2 protein-coding genes are annotated in these 1,072 nt (G+C 48.6%); both read right to left on the bottom strand.

Translation table 11 applies throughout. The features are described 5' to 3' along the window. Nucleotides 1-212 (bottom strand): helix-turn-helix domain-containing protein (locus tag BM299_RS16860; RefSeq protein ID WP_114340146.1); only part of this gene is annotated, 212 nt, incomplete at its 3' end. An 89-nt stretch (nt 213-301) separates the two neighbouring features. Further along, a complete protein-coding gene (locus BM299_RS16855; protein ID WP_131820675.1) occupies nt 302-604 on the bottom strand; it encodes a helix-turn-helix domain-containing protein in 303 nt (100 codons plus the stop codon). Nucleotides 605-1,072 lie beyond the last annotated feature (468 nt).

Raw genomic sequence — 1,072 nt, 5'->3', positions numbered from 1 at the left:
CTTGTGCCAATATAACCCTTATCGAGCATGGCCTGGATTTCTTCCCGGTACCGGTCCAGTTGTTTTTCATACTCCCTGGCTTTAAACTGTGGCGGATTGGCCTCTTTAAGGTATTTCCTGACGGTATTCCTGGATACACCCAGTGTCCGGGCTATTTTCCTGATGCTGACCCCCTGGGCATGCAGCGCTTTGATACGTTGCCATTTGTACATGCTTACCACCTCTTTTACATCCCCCTTTCGAGGGAGATTTTATCATAGGGTGGGTCAGTTTTACTTGACGATCGGGGGTCAATTCTATTTTACGATCTACAGGTTACACCCTTGCGCCGCAGTTCACGGTGTACCAGGTTGAAATCGGGTTCGGTTTTGCCCTTGGTGCCGGGACTGTTATTGCCGGGGAATAGTAGCGTTTCAACCGCTGTTTCATCCATTCCCTCGGGCAGGGGCCAGGATAGCCCGGCGGCCTTAGCGCGTCTCAGGTACTCGCCCACTGTACTGTGGGCCAGGCCAAGGCTGCGGGCAATCTGGCGCACGCCCAGGCCCATGGATTTTAGACGCAAGATTTCGCTGATTTTACGCATGGACAACCTCCTTTTGGACAATGAGCTTTCCCTCCTTTGCATTTTTAGGCCAGTATTTGTGCTTGAGGAGGGAAAACCCTTCATGGGATGTTGCCCTGCGCCGCACTGCATGCTAAAATTCCAGTTCCAGGCATTCCGTCCACCAGTTCCTACCAGTATAAAAAAGTGGACGGATAATTCGTAACAGGTGGACGGTTTGATTTGTAACAAGTGGACGTTTTGTTTCGGAATGGGTGGACGGAATGGATCGTAATGGGTGGCCGAATTAAATTGGAATGGGTGGATGATTTATTTCGTAATAGGTGGACGGTTTACGTCGGAATATGCATTCCTCATAGGTAGGCTAAAAACTCCCAGTTTAGCACTGCCGGCCTATGTGCATTGTTAGTTTCAATTCCTCATAGGTAGGCTAAAAACTGATATTGTAGACAAGCGTTATATGAAGGTAAACATTTGTTTCAATTCCTCATAGGTAGGCTAAAAACGAAG

The organism is Desulfoscipio geothermicus DSM 3669 (genome assembly GCF_900115975.1).
Classification (GTDB): domain Bacteria; phylum Bacillota; class Desulfotomaculia; order Desulfotomaculales; family Desulfallaceae; genus Desulfoscipio; species Desulfoscipio geothermicus.
This window is presented reverse-complemented; position numbering and strand designations above follow the sequence as displayed.